This window comes from Ruminococcoides intestinihominis (assembly GCF_040096285.1).
Classification (GTDB): domain Bacteria; phylum Bacillota; class Clostridia; order Oscillospirales; family Acutalibacteraceae; genus Ruminococcoides; species Ruminococcoides intestinihominis.
The window spans coordinates 1-1,092 of record NZ_JBBMEY010000094.1 but is presented as its reverse complement, the minus strand read 5'-3'; the positions used below and the strand labels follow the sequence as shown (position 1 = coordinate 1,092).

Annotated in this window: 1 protein-coding gene; it reads right to left on the bottom strand. The window is 37.7% G+C overall.

The window, feature by feature from the left end:
• Positions 1-116 precede the first annotated feature (116 nt).
• On the bottom strand, positions 117-1,092 hold a 976-nt coding region (locus WMO18_RS10865), incomplete at its 5' end, for an Ig-like domain-containing protein (RefSeq protein WP_367286611.1).

The window sequence follows — 1,092 nt, the reverse complement described above, 5'->3', positions numbered from 1 at the left end:
AGTTTGTTTTTTATACTCATCGCTAAAGCTTTTTTGAACCCCCGATACAATCGGGGGTTTTCGTTATACAAAAAAACAACCCCCTAAAATAGGGGGTTGTAGTATTTAGAAAACTATTATTTCTTAACAGTAATTCTAATTCTAGCGTACTTCTTAGAACCGTCAGTTGCAGTAGCACGAACATAAGCTGTACCCTTCTTAACTGCAGTTACCTTGAATGTTGCACCGGAATTGATTCTTGACTTAGAAACCTTAACAATCTTAGTATTTTCAGACTTAATTGTTAGCTTCTTAACATTAGCATTTGATGGATAAGCAGTAGCCTTTAGAGTAGCTGATTTACCCTTCTTTGTTAGTTTAACAAATGACTTGTTGAACTTAACTCTTGTTACAGGTTGCTTAACTGTTACCTTAATTCTCTTGCTTAGGTTTGTGTTATCCTTGCTTGTAGCAGTTACATAACATATACCCTTTGCAACAGCCTTGATAACGCCCTTAGAGTTAACTGTAGCAATCTTCTTGTTAGATGTTGTCCATTTTACACCCTTATACTGTGATGGGATGCTTCTAGGACCTACAGTAGCCTTAACAGTTGTTGCCTTACCGGCATTTAGTGTAACGCTTCTCTTGTTAACAGAGATTGAAGTAGCAACCTTCTTAACATTAACTATACACTTAACAACCATACCTGTGTTTGAAACAGCCTTGATGATTGTCTGACCACTAGCCTTAGCAGTAAATGTAGCAGTTTCTGTACAGTATAGCTTACCTTCATTGTCATATAGTCCGTTTACTGTATTAGTTGTCTGAGAAACAACACCAACTCTTGAGTTATTTACTGACCATGTAACTGTCTTTTCAGTTGTATAACCAGGCCAGATACTTGCAACGATGTTGAACTTCTGACCTTCATTAACTGTAACAGTAGCCTTATCAATAGTCATCTTATTAATTTCGATAACCTGACCCGGCTTTGTTGATGGAGTTGTTTCAGAAGTTGGAACCGGAGAAGTAGTTGCAGTTGTTGCAGTTGTTGCAGTTGTTGCAGTTGTTGCAGTTGTTGCAGTTGTTGCTGTTGTTGCAGTAGATCGG